Raw genomic sequence first — 14,325 nt, forward strand, 5'->3', positions numbered from 1 at the left:
TATGGCCGTGCTTTTTCCCCAAGGGAAAATCACGTACATCGCGACGCTCCAACCGTCTCCCTGGTGAAATTAGCGCTGTGGAACCACCCGATCCCATCCCGAACTCGGAAGTGAAACGCAGCTGCGCCGATGGTAGTGTGGCTCAAGCCATGCGAGAGTAGGTCATCGCCAGGGTTTACACCCCGAAAACCCCGCTGCTTGCGCAGTGGGGTTTTCCTTTTTTTGCAAGCCTCCGGTTTTCGGTAGCCTGCACCCGATAGCACACGACTGCTGGTCGTGTGGCACGGAGACAAATGCCGAGCTGGCGCACCGCGCTGCTCCAACCGTCTCCCTGGTGAAATCAGCGCTGTGGAACCACCCGATCCCATCCCGAACTCGGAAGTGAAACGCAGCTGCGCCGATGGTAGTGTGGCTCAAGCCATGCGAGAGTAGGTCATCGCCAGGGTTTACACCCCAAAACCCCGCTGCTCACGCAGCGGGGTTTTTTCTTTGCCTGCGTTCGTGGTCATGCCCCAATGGGGTAATCACCACCCCGGCGGTTGATCGGAATGCAACCCTACCGGCTTCGTCTGACAGCCTGATTGAGACATTCCGGATACAACCGGCCGTGGGCAAACGCCACTCTGGGGTCATGTCCAGTCCACGTCTCCTCATCGGCCGCCGCTCCCTCCCGGGGGCGTACTACATGCTCACCACCGTCGTAGCCGGCCGCGAATCCCTCTTTGTCGATGACGCCATCGTCGAATGTGTGGTCGAGGCGCTTCGCTGCTCCGACCGGGAACATCGTTCTCGCACGCTTGCCTGGGTGGTCATGCCCGATCACATCCACTGGCTGATGCAACTGGGCAACGGAAACATCAGTCGCTGCATGCAGGCCTTCAAATCCCGCTCCTCACGTGCGCTCAACCTGCATCGGAACTCGCAGGGATCCCTGTGGCAGCGCGGCTTCTATGACCACTGCATACGCTCGGACGAATCCCTGCTCACGCAGGCCAACTACCTGATGGAGAACCCAGTCCGGGCGGGGCTGGCTACAAGAGTCGGCGACTACCCCTATTGCTGGACCCGCTGGCCGACAGAGACAGAACAGCCTGCACAGACCGATCAGGCCGAATGAGACTCCCCAAACGAAAACGGCGCCCCCAAGGGCGCCGCTCTCTCTCAACGTCAACGACGGAAACGGCTTACTTCGCCGTAGGCGCCGCCGCCTCCGCCTTGCCCTGCATCATCTCGTCGCGGGCCGCCTTGAACGGGTTGCCTTCGTACCAGTTCGGCCACTGGCCACCCACCGCGATCGCCTTGCCGACGCCGTGCAACAGCTCCAGGTCTTCCACGGTGCCGTCCAGCTTCCAGGTGCTGGCGTCGTACTCGTCCTTCGGGCCGTGGTAACGGTCGCGGCCGTACGCTTCCGCCGCCTTGCGGCCCGCTTCCACGCCACCATCCAGCAGGTCTTCGCCACCGTCGGCATACAGTGCCGGCACGCCCGCCTTGGCGAAGTTGAAGTGATCCGAGCGGAAGTAGAAGCCGCTCTGCACCGAGGTTTCACCGTGCAGCGTGCGACCCTTCTCCGCGGCCAGCGGCTTGAGGATGTCCTCCAGCTGCGAGCTGCCGAAACCGGTCACGGTCAGGTCCTTGGCCTTGCCGGCCACCGACATCGCATCGATGTTGATCACGCCGGCGATCTTGTCCAGCGGGAAGGTCGGGTGGTTCACGTAGTACTTCGAACCCAGCAGGCCGGACTCTTCCAGCGTCACCGCCAGGAACACCACCGAACGCTCCGGCGCGGGCTGTTCGTGGGCCATCGCATCGGCGATTTCCAGGATGCCGGCCACGCCGGTCGCATTGTCGACCGCACCGTTGTAGATGTTGTCGCCCTGCTCACCTTCGTGCTTGCCCAGGTGGTCCCAGTGCGCCATGTACAGCACGGCCTCGTCGGCATGCTTGGTACCCGGCAGCACGCCGACCACGTTGCGCGACTTCTTCTCGGCAATGGTGCTCTTCAGGTCCAGCGAGATCTTCGCCTTCAGCGGCACCGGCTTGAAGCCGCGCTTGTTGGCATCCTTGTAGGCCTGGTCCAGGTCCAGCCCGGCATCGGCGAACAACTGGCGCGCCGCATCGGCGCTCAGCCAGCCCTGCGCGGGCAGGCGGGGTTCCGGATCGCCCTTGGCGGGCAGGTCGTACTGCGGGCCGGCCCACGAGTTCTTGACCACGTCCCAGCCGTACGAAGCACCGGCCGTGTCGTGCACGATCAACGCCGCAGCAGCGCCCTTGCGCGCGGCTTCCTCGAACTTGTAGGTCCAGCGGCCGTAGTAGGTCATGCGCTTGCCGTCGAACAGCTTCTCGTCATTGACGTGGAAGCCGGGGTCGTTGACGAACATCACGACCGTCTTGCCCTTCCAGTCCTGGTCGGCGTAGTCGTTCCACTTCTGTTCCGGCGCATCCACGCCATAGCCGACGAAGACCAGCTCACTGCCATCGATCTTCACCTCCGGCTGGCCGCTGCGGGTGCCGATCACCATGTCGGTGCCGAACGTCAGGTCACGCTGCTTGCCCGCCTGGTCCAGCGTGAGGACGGTGGATTCGTCGGCGGTGGTTTCGGTCATTGCCACCTCCTGGAACCAGCTGTCGCCGTTGCCCGGCTGCAGCCCGATGCGTTGCATCTGGTCGCGGATGTATTCCACCGTGCGGTCTTCGCCGGTGCTGCCCGGCGCGCGGCCTTCAAACGCGTCCGAGGAGAGGGTCTTGACCAGTTCGCCGAAGTCGCCGGCGTTGATCCCGGCCGAGAAGGCGTGGCCGGCGGCGGCCGGAGCGGTATCAGCAGCCGGCGCGGCGGCCGGAGCGGTGGTCTCGCCCTTGCACGCGGTCAGCGCAGCGGTGGCGGCCAGGCACAACAGAAGTTTGCGGGACATCATCGATTCCTGGAGACAAAGGGCTGGTGCGCGGGCACCGGGTGAAAGCGTATCAATGGGTGGGCGCGGTGTCGGTGTCGAAGGGCACCGGTTCGGCGCCGGTGACGGGGCCGATGCTCGCCGTGCGGTGCACGTACAGCACCACCTCGCGTTCGAACCGCAGCTCGCCGGCGACCGAGGCCCTCGGCCCGATGATCACCCGAGGTGGGCGCGGCGCGCTGAGCGAGATGCTGAAGCTGGGTTTCTCGACGTGGATGCCGCCTTCAACCTGCGAGCCGACCCCGACGGTGATGTCGCCGTTGACGGTGGTGATGCTGTTGCGCAGGCGCGTCTCGACCAGGCCGATGCCACCGTTGACGGTTTCAATACTGCCTTCGATCTGGCTGCCGCGATCGGTGAAGATGCTGCCATTCACCGTTTCCAGGTTGCCGCCTGCGATCACCCGCGGGCCGATCACGATCCTGCCGTTGACGGTAGAGACACTGCCGGTGCGGGCGCCTTCGTCCACGGCGATACTGCCATTGACGGTCTCGATGCTGTGGGTGGTCGCGCCTGCGCCCACCTTGATGTTGCCGTTCACCGTTTCCAGGTCGCCATAGGCCTGGCCGGTTTCTGCAGTGATGCTGCCATTGACCTTGCTGATGTCGTCAACGGCCCAGGCGGATCCACTGGGGATCATCAGGGCCAACAGCAGCGGAAGCGGGAAGCGTTTCATGGGTGCATCGTCCGGTATGCGGCTGGCAGGCCGCCGTTAGGAATGTCACCATGCAGCGCTGCGATCCGCATCTGCCTGAAGTCACTGGAAAGCCCTTGCGCCACAACGTCTTTTCCTCACGCCGGAATAACAATCCGACCGCTGGGCACGGCCGTGGGTCGCGTTGGCCGGTGGCGCTGTCGGCACTGGCACTTGTCCTGGCCATGGTCGGCGCTGCACCGCTGGCTGCCCAGAACCCCAAGGAAGCCGAGCGCAAGCTGCAGAAGCTGCGCACCGAACTCAAGGGCGTGGCCCGGGAGCGGCGCACCCTGGAAGGCCAGCGCGGGCAGGCATCGCGCCAGCTGCGCGACGCCGACGAAAAAGTTGCCCGCACCGGCCGCGTGTTGGCCCAGACCGAAACCGCCCTGCAGCGCGAGACCCGCGCCCTGCAGGAACTGCAGCAGCGCCGGAACGAACTGCAGGCCGGATTGAACGTGCAGCGCCAGGAACTGGCCTCGCTGCTGCGCGCCGCCTACCGGATCGGCAACAACGCGCCATTGAAGTTGCTGCTGTCGCAGGACCGGGTGGCCGATGCCAACCGCACCCTGGCCTACCACCGCTATCTGCAGCGAGAACGCGCACGGCGCATCGGCGCGCTGACCGCCGACCTGACCGAACTGGAAACGGTGGAAGCGCAGATCGAAGAACGCCGACAGGCGCTGGAAGGTACCCGCCAGCAGCAGAAGCAACAGGCGGCCAGCCTGGCCGTTGATCGGCGCACCCGCGCCGCCACGGTAGCCAGCCTGGACGAACGCTACAAAGACCGCAGCGAACGCGAGAAGGCGCTTGGCCAGGACGCCAAGGCGCTGGAAACGCTGCTGGCCAACCTGCGCGCCGCCGCCGCCCGCGCAGAAGCCGAACGCCGTGCCGCCGCGCGCCGCGCGGCGGCCGAAAAGGCCGCCGCCGAAAAGGCCGAGCGTGCTGCCGTGGCCAGTGGCACCAAGCCGCCGCCGCGCCCGGGCAAGACCCCGCCGGCGGTGGCCTCGGCGCCGGCCCCGAAGGTGGGCGGCCTGGGCTGGCCGCTGTCGGGCAACCTGCTGGCGCGCTATGGCGGCAAGCTGCCGGACGGGCGCACCAGCAGTGGCGTACTGATCAGCGCGCCTGCGGGGAGCACGGTCACCGCCGTCGCCGATGGCACAGTGGTGTTCTCCGACTGGATGACCGGCTACGGCATGATCCTGATCGTTGACCATGGCAATGGCTACATGAGCCTCTACGCGCACAACGACACCCTGTTGCGGGATGCCGGTGGCACGGTGAAGAAAGGGGAGGCCGTGGCCAAGGTCGGCAACTCGGGTGGGCAGGGGGTTACCGCGCTGTACTTTGAATTGCGGCGTAACGGGCAGCCGGTGGATCCTACTTCGTGGTTGCAGCGGCGGTAGGTCAACGGCAGCCACGCAGGGCGTGGCTCTACCAGTGGGCTGGCAACGGGCGGTGGCGGCGGTTGCAGGGCCCGCTCGTTCAACGGGAATTTACCGTGCCTTCGCGCATAATCGGGCCACGCATCCCTGGTGCGTGTCGTCCCGTCCCCCGCTCAACCTGGAGTGCTTCATGCGCGTAGCCCGTTCCGCCACCCTGCTGCTGGCCCTGGTGCCGGCGCTGTCATGGGCGCAGCAGACCGCCCAGGTTCCGGAACGCAGCGGCGATGCGGCTTCTACCGAAGAGGCAGTGACCTCGCGTGTGCCGCTGGAGGAAATCCGCCGCTACGTGGCCGTCTACAACGCAGTGCGTGCGGCCTACGTGGAGCCGGTGGACGACAAGAAGCTGATGCAGTCGGCCATCCGCGGCCTGCTGCTGGACCTGGACCCGCACAGCACCTACTTCGACAAAGAAGATGCCGAAGCCTTCGACGAACAGGCCGAAGGCGCCTATGAAGGCATTGGCGTGGAGCTGCAGCAGCAGCCGGACAACAGCAGCCTCAAAGTCATCTCGCCGATCGACGACACCCCGGCGGCCAAGGCCGGCATCCTGGCCGGCGACCTGATCATCGCCATCGACGGCAAGCCGATCAGCGCCATCGAAGCCACCGAACCGCTGCGCGGCAAGGCCGGCAGCAAGGTGATCCTCACCATCGTGCGCGAGGGCAAGCTCAAGCCGTTCGATGTGCCGATCACCCGCGAAACCATCCGCGTCACCAGCGTGCGCAGCCGCATGCTGGAACCCGGCTATGGCTACGTGCGCCTGAGCACGTTCCAGGCCGATACCGGCGCCGATTTCCAGAAGCATGTCGCCCAGTTGCAGCAGCAGGCCGGTGGCACGCTCAAGGGCCTGGTACTGGACCTGCGCAGCAATCCGGGTGGCCTGCTCACGGCGGCGGTACAGGTCGCCGATGACCTGCTCGACAAGGGCAACATCGTCAGCACCCGTGGCCGCATCGCGATCAGCGATGCGCGCTTCGACGCGACCCCCGGCGACCTGCTCCAGGGCGCGCCAGTGGTGGTGTTGACCGATGCCGGTTCGGCCAGTGCCTCGGAAGTGCTGGCTGGCGCGCTGCGCGACAACGGCCGCGCGCGCGTGATCGGCAGTCGCACCTTCGGCAAGGGCTCGGTGCAGACCGTGCTGCCGCTGGACAACGGCGATTCGGTCAAGCTCACCACCGCGCGCTATTACACCCCGAGTGGCAAGTCGATCCAGGCCACCGGCATCGTGCCGGACGTGGTGCTGTTCCCCGAAAAGAAGGCCGGCGAAGACGACGACCTGCCGGCCAGCCTGTCCGATTACAGCGAAGCAACCCTGCCGGGCCACCTGCGTGGCGATGAAGAAGGCGGTGACGGCTACCAGCCCGGCGACGTGCTGCCCGGCGACGGCCCGATCAATGAAGCGCTGGCCGAACTGAAGCAGCCGGGTTCGGTAGCAGCAAAGCAGAAGGCAACCGCCAAGCCGGTAGCGCCGGCCGTTGGCCGGCCCACGCAGAAGCCGGAATCAAAAACGGTCGCCAAACCCGAAGCGGAACCCGGTGCCAAACCCGAACCGAACCCATGAGGTAGCGCACGACCGTTGGTCGTGCAGCGGCGCGAATGCGCCGTGCATCAAAACCCGTGCCGCTTCCGCAACCGCCTGGCAATCGCTGCGCGTACATAGACCCCATACGCCAACCCGAACGCGAACCCGGCGATGTGCGCCCACCAGGCCACCATGCCGAAGCTCGGGCCGATATAGGCAAACACTACCTGCAGCCCGGCCCACACCCCGATCAGCAGGTAGGCCGGTGCCCGCACGAATTCCAGGAACAGCCCAAGTGGGATCACCACGCCCAGCCGCGCGCCGGGGAACAGGGCCAGATAGGCCCCGATCAAGGCCGACACCGCGCCACTGGCCCCGATGATGATCTGGTCCGGGCTGCCCATCGTGTAGATCGCGGTCAGGTTCGAGATCGCCCCGCCCACCAGGAACAGCAGGATCAGCCGCCACGGCCCCAGCACCCGTTCGGCGGGCAGCCCGAAGATCAGCAGGAACACCAGGTTGCCCAGCAGGTGCGACCAGTCCGCGTGCAGGAACAGGGCGGTGAACAACCGAAGCACGCTGCCGTCCTGGAAGGTGGCCCACCAGTCCAGCGGCCGGGTCAGCCCGGTGGACAATGCACCCCAGTCCAACCACAGGCTGCGCCGGGCATCGCCCGGGCGCGAGATCGACCACAGGAATGCGGCCCAAAGCGTCGCGAACAGCAAGGGCGTCGCCCAGCGGACGGCGGACTTCTTGCGGGAGGGGAGGGAGACGAACATGGGTGGCGCTAGCCTAGCGCGGCAACGCTCCTGAAGGGGGCGGCGACGCGTTCAGCCTGAATAGCCGGAAAGGACGACCGCGTTATTGTTTCATTAACTGGTCTGGGTATACTCGCATACGGCGTCGTATGTCGGGAGGGGATCCGGCGCGTTGTTCCAGGCCTTTCGGGGCGGGGGACGGCGCAGGCGCGCGTTGCCAAACCACACGCATTTCCGGAGAGAACAAACGATGCATACCGCTTCCACCCTCGCCCGCGTCACCGCCCTGGCCGTCGGCATCGCCGGTGTCCTGGCCGTTGGCCACGTCAACGCCGCCGCCTTCCAGCTGAAGGAAAACAGCGCCAAGGGCCTCGGCCGCGCCTTCGCCGGTTCGGGCAGCGCCCAGGGCGACGCCTCGATCATCGCCGTCAACCCGGCCGGCATGCGCCAGCTGGAAGGCATGCAGATCCAGGGCGACCTGAGCGCCATCAGCTTCAAGGCCGAATACGAAGGCAGCGGCCGCAAGCCGACCGGCCAGCCGCAGACCGGCGGTGACGGCGGCGACGCCGGCATGATTGCCCCGGTTCCGGCCGCGTACTTCCACATGCCGATCGGCGAAAAGGCCCACTTCGGTGTGTCGCTGACCGCCCCGTTCGGCTTCAAGACCGATTACGACAACGGTTGGGTGGGTCGCTACAGCGGCCTGAAGACCGACCTGAAGGCCATTGACCTCGGCTTTGCCGCCTCGTACGACGTCAACCCGTACGTGTCGTTCGGCGCGTCGGTGTTCGTTGAGCACCTGACCATCGAACTGAGCAACAACATCGACTTCGGCACCGCGCTGGCCCAGTCCCGCGTACCGGGCTTCGCCCCGGGCAGCGCCGATGGCAAGCTGACCGTCGAAGGCGACAACAACGCCGTGGGCTGGACCATCGGCGGTCTGTTCAGCCCCGATGAGAACACCCACATCGGTATCAGCTACCGTTCCAAGGTCGAGCACAAGATCACCGGCGGCGACGCCACCTTCGACGTGCCGTCCAACGCTGCTGCCGTGCTGGCGGTTGCCCAGCCGGGTCGCTTCGTGAGTACCTCGGGCAAGGCCACCCTGACCCTGCCGGCGTCGGCCACCCTGAGCGTGACCCACAACGTCAACGACCGTTGGACCGTGATGGGTGACGTCACCCGTACTGCCTGGTCGACCGCATTCGACCAGGTCACCATCAACTACGCCTCGGCGCAGCCGGACTCGGTGCTGGAATTCGGCTACCGCGACACGACCTTCGTTTCGCTCGGTACCGACTTCAAGCTGAGCGACACCGTCACCCTGCGTGGCGGCGTGGCGTACGACCAGACTCCGACCACCGACGCCCACCGCGACGTCCGCGTGCCGGACACCAGCCGCAAGTGGCTGTCGCTGGGCGTGGGCTGGACCCCGTCGGCGAACACCGAATACAACTTCGGTTACACCCACCTGTTCACCAGCGACCCGAACCTCAACGTTCCGGCCACCACCAACAACCAGGGCAACTCGCTGAACGGCAAGTACAAGGTCCGCGGCGACGTGCTGGCGGCCTCGTTCAACTACAAGTTCTGATCCACGGCGTTCGCGCCGCGTAACACCAGAAGGCCCCGCGCAAGCGGGGCCTTCTGCGTTTGGGGAAGAAGTACTGCACGTAGCGGTGATCGGCGTCGGTAGGGTCGCATCCCGATCGACCGCCGACCGTGTTGATCCGCGCTGATCACCCATACGTGCAGTCGATCGGGATGCGACCCCACCAGCGCAAAGCCACCGATCATTCGGTATTGCCTCTCAGCACGTCGGCGAACGGCCCGCCGCGTACAGCAGTCCCTGCCGCAGGTGGGCCAGGAAATCGCGGTTGCGGTACAGCCCTTTGTCATGCCCCAGCCCGGTGTACCAGCTGCGCCCGCCGTCGTAGGCGCGGCACCACGCAATGGGGTGGTCCGCACCCATCGTGCCACCCTGGTACATCCGCTCGTCGACGGTGGCCACCACCTGCACCGTGCCACGCGGGTTGCTCCGGTAGTTGTAGAGCTCATCGCGCACCGGCCACGCATTGCCCTGTGCCTTGCCGTCGCGCTCGGGCTGCACCCGGCTGAACTGCAGGCCTTCGGGGTGGTTCTTGAAATACGCACCGACCAACTGCCCATACCACGGCCACTCGTACTCGGTGTCGGCCGCCGAATGCACGCCCATGAAACCGCCGCCCGCACGGATGAAGGTTTCCATCGCCTGCTGCTGCGCCGCGTCGAGCACATCGCCGGTAGTGTTGGCGAATACCACCACCCGGTAACGGGCCAGGTTGGCGTCATTGAAATCCGCCGGGTTTTCGCTCTGGTCTACGGTCAACCGCTCCCGCTCCGCCAACAGGCGCAGCGTGCTCACGGCGGTGGGAATCGAATCGTGGCGGAACGTGGCGGTGTGCGTGAACACCAGCACGCGGTCGCTCGCCGCTGCGGCAGCGACAGGAGCGGTGGACAGGAGCATCGCCAGTAACAGGGGCAGGACATTCGGGCGCATGGCTGGATCATGCCACAGCCACGTACAATCCCGGGCCCCACGCGCGTCGGCATCGTCCGCGCGCGGTGCAGGGACCGCACCATGATTCGACGACAAGGACACCATATGTCATCCGTTCTGCTCCGTTCCACGTTGGCCCTGGGCCTGTCTGCCCTGGCCGCGCCGGCCTTCGCCACCGACTTCGCCGCGTGCTTCACCCTCACTCCGGGCGTGTCCTGGTCGACCGCCGACGAAACGCTGACCATCGAAAAGGCCCCGTTCAACGGCGCACCCGCGCTGAAGGTCTCCAGCGCCGGCGGCGGCATAGGTCGCGCCAGCTTCTTCGATGCCAGCGGCCGCATGCTGTTGGGCGAGGAGCGTTATGGCATTTCCGCCTGGGGCGGCGACGCTTCCGCACCGGTGATGACCGACGCCTTCGATCCGGCACCCACCTTCCCGCAACGCGCGACGCCCGGCGAGCAGTTCCAGCTCAACGGCAAAGGCACCCGCACCCACCATGTCGAAGAGACCGTCACCGACGTCGACTACGACGGCTTCAACCACTACACCTTCGTCGGCTTCGAGAATGTCGAGGCCACCGTCGATGGCAACCCGCGTACCTTCGCGGACACCTGCCACCTGAGGGCCACCTTCGAAGACAACCGCATGGAGGCCTGGTACGCACCCGGCTTTGGCCGCATCAAGTTCGAGCGCTACATGGGCGAAGAACTGCTGATGCGCGATGAGATCGAGGCGATCCACGCCGACTGACGGCGCCGGCATCACCCGCAAGAAACCCCGCATTTGCGGGGTTTCTTGTTCGTAGAGCGGGGCTCTGCCCCGCTGTCGGAATCCTGACGAAATCAGTCGCCCAGGGTCAGCAGCGAGGCATTGCCACCGGCCGCCGTGGTGTTCACGGTGACGGTTTTTTCGGTGGCAAAACGCAGCAGGTAGTGCGGGCCACCGGCCTTCGGGCCGGTACCCGACAGGCCCTGGCCGCCGAAGGGCTGCACGCCCACTACCGCACCGATCTGGTTGCGGTTGACGTACACGTTGCCCACGTTCACCCGCGACGAAATACGGTCCACGGTTTCATCGATGCGCGAATGCACGCCCAGGGTGAGGCCGTAGCCGGTGGCGTTGATCTGGTCGATCACCGCATCGAGCTGGTCGCCCTTCCAGCGGATCACGTGCAGCACCGGTCCGAAGATTTCCCTGTGCAGCTGGTCCAGGTTCTTCAGCTCATACGCACGCGGCGCGAAGAAGGTGCCGTGCGCGGCTGCTTCGCTGAGCTCGGCCGCGGCGATCAGGCGCGCTTCCTTCTCCATGCGCACCGCATGTTCCTGCAGGATCTGCAGCGCATCGGCATCGATCACCGGGCCGACGTCGGTCGACAACAGGCCCGGGTCGCCGACCTTCAGTTCGGCCATCGCACCGGCCAGCATCGTCATCACCTTGTCGGCGATGTCGTCCTGCACGAACAGCACGCGCGCGGCCGAGCAGCGCTGGCCAGCGGAGGTGAAGGCCGAGCCGATCGCATCCTTCACCAGCTGTTCCGGCAGCGCCGAGGAGTCGGCGATGAAGGCATTCTGGCCGCCGGTTTCGGCGATCAGCACGCCGATGGCAGCGTCACGTGCGGCCATCGCACGGTTGATCGCACGCGCGGTGTCGGTCGAACCGGTGAAGGCCACGCCGGCCACGCGCGGGTCGGCGGTGAGCGCCGCGCCGACGGTGGCGCCGTCGCCGGGCAGGAACTGCACCACGCCTTCGGGCACGCCGGCCCCCAGCAGCAGCTTCACCGCGTAGTAGCCGATCAGGTTGGTCTGCTCGGCCGGCTTGGCGATGACGCTGTTACCGGCGGCGAGTGCGGCGGCCACCTGGCCCAGGAAGATCGCCAGCGGGAAGTTCCACGGGCTGATGCACACGAACACGCCGCGGCCATGCAGCTGCAGTTCGTTGGATTCACCGGTGGGGCTGGGCAGCTTTTCGGCATGGCCGAACTGTTCGCGCGCCTGCTTGGCGTAATAACGCAGGAAGTCCACGGCTTCGCGCACTTCGGCGATGCCGTCGGGCAGGCTCTTGCCGGCTTCCTTCACGCACAGCGCCATGAACTCGGGCATGCGCGCTTCCAGCTGGTCGGCGGCGTGTTCCAGGATCGCCGCGCGGCTGGCGGCCGGGGTGCGGTTCCACTGCGGCTGCGCGGCCACGGCATTGGCCAGCGCCTTTTCCACGGTGGCGCTGTCGGCGGGCTGCCACTGGCCCACCACCTGCCGCGTATCGGCCGGGTTGACCACGTTCAACAGCGCGCCGGTGGGCTGCGCACCCGGTACCAGCGGGGCGGCCTGCCAGGGCTTGATGGCCGCGTTGAGCTGCTCGGCCAGGGCGCGCAGATCGTTGTCGTTGGCGAGATTGACGCCCATGGAGTTCTTCCTGTCGTGGTTCTGGCTGCGCAGCAGGTCAACCGGCAGCGGGATTTTGGGGTGCGCGATGTTGGAGGGCGTGCCGGAGTCGAACGAGGCCACGGCGTCGACCGGATCGCGGATCAGGTCGTCGATGGCTACGGCGTCGTCGGTGATGCGGTTGACGAAGCTGGAGTTGGCGCCGTTTTCCAGCAGGCGGCGCACCAGGTACGGCAGCAGGTCTTCGTGCGAACCCACCGGCGCGTACACCCGGCACGGCACGTTCAAGCGGTTGGCCGGCACCACTTCGGCATACAGGTCATCGCCCATGCCATGCAGCTTCTGGTGCTCGTACTCGCCGCCCTTGGCGATGGCCTTCACTGCGGCGATGGTATGCGCGTTGTGCGTGGCGAACATCGGGTACAACGCGTCTGCGTGCGAGAACAGCCGCTTGGTGCAGGCCAGGTAGGAGACGTCGGTGTTCTGCTTGCGGGTGAACACCGGGTAGGCCGGTAGGCCGTCGATCTGGGCACGCTTGATTTCCGCATCCCAGTACGCGCCCTTGACCAGGCGCACCTGCAGGCGGCGGCCGATGCGGCGGGCCAGGTCGGCCAGGTAATCGATCGTGTACGGGGTGCGCTTCTGGTACGCCTGCACCACCACGCCGAAGCCTTCCCAGCCGGCCAGCGAGGCATCGCTCACCACCGCTTCGATGATGTCCAGCGAGAGTTCCAGGCGGTCGGTTTCCTCCGCATCCACCGTGCAGCCGATACCGTACGACCTGGCCAGCTGCGCCAGCTCCAGCACGCCCGGCACCAGGTCGGCCATCACGCGCGCGCGCTTGGCGTGTTCGTAGCGCGGGTACAGCGCCGACAGCTTGATCGAGATGCCCGGGGCCGAATTGACGTCGCCGTCCGGGCGGCCGCCGCGGGCCTTGTGGTCGCCACCGATGGAGTGGATCGCGCGGCGGTAGTCTTCCAGGTAACGCTTGGCGTCCTTCATGGTCAGCGCGCCTTCGCCGAGCATGTCGAACGAATAGCGGTAGCTGGCGTTGTCGCCCTTGTGCGAGCGCGACAGCGCTTCGTCGATGGTGCGGCCCATGACGAACTGGTGGCCCATGATCTTCATCGCCTGGCGCACGGCCAGGCGGATCACCGGCTCGCCCACGCGGCCCATCAGGCGCGCGAACGCGCCCGGCACATCGGCGCGGGTGGCGTCGTTGATCTGCACGATGCGGCCGGTGAGCATCAGGCCCCAGGTGGAGGCGTTGACCAGCACCGAATCGCTGCCGCCCAGATGCTTTTTCCAGTCGGCTTCGCCGAGCTTGTCGCGGATCAGCTTGTCGGCGGTGTCCTGGTCCGGAATGCGCAGCAGCGCTTCGGCCACGCACATCAACAGCACGCCTTCCTCGCTGCCCAGGTCGTACTGGCGCATGAAGGCTTCGATCGCGCCCTGGTCCTTGGCACGCACGCGCACGCGCTTGACCAGGTCCGCGGCGGTGGCCTGCACCTGCGCCTGCTCATCGGCGGGCAGCCGTGCCTGCGCCAGCAGCTCGCGCACGTGGCTGGCCTCGTCCTTCATCCAGGCATCGGTGATCGCCTGGCGGAACGCATTGGGAACAACCGGCAGCTCGGAGGACAGCAGCGGCGGACGGGAGGCACCGGACGGGGCCGGGGCAGGGGGAAGCGCGGAAGGTGCGGTCATGCCGGTTGGCTCGTGGAAAACTTGACCATTTTAATCGTTTTTTCATCCATGAAAGCAATCGGCCCTGCGCCGCAGATCACGTTCATAGCCTTTCATACAGGGGGATTCAGCGGATCCAGTGGTGTCGTTAAAAACTGTGCTGATTTCGTCAAATCGGCCGCCGGCGCTTATGCTGTATTGCACCATTCCCAAAACTGTGAATGGACCCTTGCCGCTCGCGCGACATCAGGGCTACCATCGAGACGTTTCCCGCGGCAGGAAAACGCGTCCCCCACGGACGCTCGAATGAACGGTGTGTGCGGAGATGAACCCGCACCCGGTCGACCGCCGGTGTTCAGTG

The 14,325-nt window shown here is 66.2% G+C and carries 10 protein-coding genes and 2 rRNA genes; 7 read left to right on the plus strand and 5 right to left on the minus strand.

Annotated features, from left to right (window positions below; translation table 11 throughout):
- Positions 1-59: 59 nt before the first annotated feature.
- The 3 genes from rrf (J7J08_RS12150) to J7J08_RS12160 all read left to right on the plus strand — a co-directional run bounded on the left by rrf (J7J08_RS12150) (position 60) and on the right by J7J08_RS12160 (position 1,117).
- A 5S ribosomal RNA gene (rrf, locus tag J7J08_RS12150) occupies positions 60-174 on the plus strand.
- 156 nt (positions 175-330) lie between these two features.
- A 5S ribosomal RNA gene (rrf, locus tag J7J08_RS12155) occupies positions 331-445 on the plus strand.
- A 240-nt stretch (positions 446-685) separates the two neighbouring features.
- Complete coding sequence (locus J7J08_RS12160; protein WP_251006620.1) at positions 686-1,117, plus strand: transposase; 432 nt, start codon at positions 686-688, stop codon at positions 1,115-1,117.
- 67 nt (positions 1,118-1,184) lie between these two features.
- Here the strand turns inward: J7J08_RS12160 and J7J08_RS12165 are convergent, their stop codons facing one another.
- A complete protein-coding gene (locus tag J7J08_RS12165) occupies positions 1,185-2,909 on the minus strand; it encodes a M28 family metallopeptidase (protein WP_214905841.1) in 1,725 nt (574 codons plus the stop codon).
- A gap of 52 nt (positions 2,910-2,961) precedes the next feature.
- Positions 2,962-3,624, minus strand: coding sequence for a hypothetical protein (locus J7J08_RS12170; RefSeq protein WP_214905843.1), 663 nt, complete (start codon positions 3,622-3,624; stop codon positions 2,962-2,964).
- Positions 3,625-3,827: 203 nt separating this feature from the next.
- Here J7J08_RS12170 and J7J08_RS12175 point away from each other — a divergent pair, with 203 nt between their 5' ends.
- A complete protein-coding gene (locus J7J08_RS12175) occupies positions 3,828-5,045 on the plus strand; it encodes a peptidoglycan DD-metalloendopeptidase family protein (protein ID WP_251006623.1) in 1,218 nt (405 codons plus the stop codon).
- Positions 5,046-5,214: 169 nt separating this feature from the next.
- Complete coding sequence (locus J7J08_RS12180; protein ID WP_214905847.1) at positions 5,215-6,645, plus strand: S41 family peptidase; 1,431 nt, start codon at positions 5,215-5,217, stop codon at positions 6,643-6,645.
- A 47-nt stretch (positions 6,646-6,692) separates the two neighbouring features.
- Here the strand turns inward: J7J08_RS12180 and J7J08_RS12185 are convergent, their stop codons facing one another.
- On the minus strand, positions 6,693-7,385 hold the full coding sequence (locus J7J08_RS12185; protein WP_214905850.1) for a rhomboid family intramembrane serine protease: 693 nt from the start codon (positions 7,383-7,385) through the stop codon (positions 6,693-6,695).
- Between the two features lie 229 nt (positions 7,386-7,614).
- Here J7J08_RS12185 and J7J08_RS12190 point away from each other — a divergent pair, with 229 nt between their 5' ends.
- Positions 7,615-8,958, plus strand: a complete 1,344-nt coding sequence (locus J7J08_RS12190) for an outer membrane protein transport protein (protein WP_214905853.1) — start codon at positions 7,615-7,617, stop codon at positions 8,956-8,958.
- Positions 8,959-9,174: 216 nt separating this feature from the next.
- Here J7J08_RS12190 and J7J08_RS12195 read toward each other — a convergent pair whose 3' ends face one another.
- Positions 9,175-9,903, minus strand: a complete 729-nt coding sequence (locus J7J08_RS12195) for a ThuA domain-containing protein (protein WP_214905856.1) — start codon at positions 9,901-9,903, stop codon at positions 9,175-9,177.
- 105 nt (positions 9,904-10,008) lie between these two features.
- On the opposite strand from J7J08_RS12195, the gene J7J08_RS12200 reads away from it, so the two are divergent.
- Positions 10,009-10,653 carry a hypothetical protein gene (locus J7J08_RS12200; protein WP_214905859.1) on the plus strand — a complete coding sequence of 215 codons (645 nt, stop codon included), beginning with the start codon at positions 10,009-10,011 and terminating at the stop codon, positions 10,651-10,653.
- 92 nt (positions 10,654-10,745) lie between these two features.
- Here J7J08_RS12200 and putA read toward each other — a convergent pair whose 3' ends face one another.
- The gene (putA, locus tag J7J08_RS12205) at positions 10,746-13,985 is read right to left on the minus strand and encodes a bifunctional proline dehydrogenase/L-glutamate gamma-semialdehyde dehydrogenase PutA (protein ID WP_214905862.1); all 3,240 of its coding nucleotides are present in this window, start codon (positions 13,983-13,985) and stop codon (positions 10,746-10,748) included.
- Between the last annotated feature and the right edge of the window lie 340 nt (positions 13,986-14,325).

This window comes from Stenotrophomonas sp. ISL-67, from assembly GCF_018612915.1.
GTDB lineage: Bacteria > Pseudomonadota > Gammaproteobacteria > Xanthomonadales > Xanthomonadaceae > Stenotrophomonas.